Raw genomic sequence first — 1,414 nt, 5'->3', positions numbered from 1 at the left:
GGGCGATTAGTTGCAAGGTATAGACCCGAAACCCGGTGATCTAGCCATGGGCAGGTTGAAGGTTGGGTAACACTAACTGGAGGACCGAACCGACTAATGTTGAAAAATTAGCGGATGACTTGTGGCTGGGGGTGAAAGGCCAATCAAACCGGGAGATAGCTGGTTCTCCCCGAAAGCTATTTAGGTAGCGCCTCGTGAACTCATCTTCGGGGGTAGAGCACTGTTTCGGCTAGGGGGCCATCCCGGCTTACCAAACCGATGCAAACTCCGAATACCGAAGAATGTTATCACGGGAGACACACGGCGGGTGCTAACGTCCGTCGTGAAGAGGGAAACAACCCAGACCGCCAGCTAAGGTCCCAAAGTCATGGTTAAGTGGGAAACGATGTGGGAAGGCATAGACAGCCAGGATGTTGGCTTAGAAGCAGCCATCATTTAAAGAAAGCGTAATAGCTCACTGGTCGAGTCGGCCTGCGCGGAAGATGTAACGGGGCTAAACCATGCACCGAAGCTGCGGCAGCGACGCTTAGGCGTTGTTGGGTAGGGGAGCGTTCTGTAAGCCGTTGAAGGTGGCCTGTGAGGGTTGCTGGAGGTATCAGAAGTGCGAATGCTGACATGAGTAACGATAAAGCGGGTGAAAAGCCCGCTCGCCGGAAGACCAAGGGTTCCTGTCCAACGTTAATCGGGGCAGGGTGAGTCGACCCCTAAGGCGAGGCTGAAAAGCGTAGTCGATGGGAAACAGGTTAATATTCCTGTACTTGGTGTTACTGCGAAGGGGGGACGGAGAAGGCTAGGCTAGCCGGGCGACGGTTGTCCCGGTTTAAGCGTGTAGGGGGTGTGACCTGGTAAATCCGGTTGCATACTAACCCTGAGGCGTGATGACGATGCACTACGGTGCAGAAGTAGTTGATGCCCTGCTTCCAGGAAAATCCTCTAAGCATCAGGTAACATTAAATCGTACCCCAAACCGACACAGGTGGTCAGGTAGAGAATACCAAGGCGCTTGAGAGAACTCGGGTGAAGGAACTAGGCAAAATGGTGCCGTAACTTCGGGAGAAGGCACGCTGGCATGTAGGTGAAGTCCCTTGCGGATGGAGCTGAAGCCAGTCGAAGATACCAGCTGGCTGCAACTGTTTAATAAAAACACAGCACTGTGCAAACACGAAAGTGGACGTATACGGTGTGACGCCTGCCCGGTGCTGGAAGGTTAATTGATGGGGTCAGCCGCAAGGCGAAGCTCTTGATCGAAGCCCCAGTAAACGGCGGCCGTAACTATAACGGTCCTAAGGTAGCGAAATTCCTTGTCGGGTAAGTTCCGACCTGCACGAATGGCGTAATGATGGCCAGGCTGTCTCCACCCGAGACTCAGTGAAATTGAACTCGCTGTGAAGATGCAGTGTACCCGCGGCAAGAC

Annotated in this window: 1 rRNA gene; it reads left to right on the top strand. The window is 53.6% G+C overall.

Annotation, left to right across the window (positions count from 1 at the left end):
* A 23S ribosomal RNA gene (locus AB0M30_RS47665) occupies positions 1 to 1,414 on the top strand; the annotation flags it as partial.

Source organism: Amycolatopsis sp. NPDC051716, assembly GCF_040681595.1.
GTDB lineage: Bacteria > Actinomycetota > Actinomycetes > Mycobacteriales > Pseudonocardiaceae > Amycolatopsis.
The sequence above is the reverse complement of the archived record's forward strand: the minus strand, read 5'-3'. Positions and strand labels throughout refer to the sequence as shown.